This is a genomic window from Photobacterium sp. DNB22_13_2 (genome assembly GCF_052873915.1).
The window spans coordinates 1-267 of the sequence record NZ_JBNNXU010000156.1 but is presented as its reverse complement, the minus strand read 5'-3'; the positions used below and the strand labels follow the sequence as shown (position 1 = coordinate 267).

Genomic DNA, 267 nt, shown 5'->3' with positions numbered 1-267 from the left:
CTGGGCGTTTCTGCGGATAGTCTGCAAGGGTGGATAAGGACGTGGCGGCAATGGCTATTGCGAATCGACCCGAACGGAGGAATGGAATCAAGGGTCCGACTTGGCTTGCCGACCGGAGAACCTGCAGCGTTGCGCAACCGTGCCACAAAGCGCGGTGGATGGCTGGCGCGAGCTTGGTTGAAGCGGGGTGATGGGTTTTCGTACTTATCTGCCGACGGCTTTGTCGTTCGTGTCGGACGAGCGGAATCCGCATGGCGCTTTGAAGTC

At 59.2% G+C, this 267-nt stretch carries 1 protein-coding gene; it reads left to right on the top strand.

From position 1 onward, the window contains the following. The coding region (locus ACVA58_RS28185; protein WP_446513537.1) for a DUF746 domain-containing protein at positions 1-267 on the top strand (267 nt) is incomplete at its 3' end.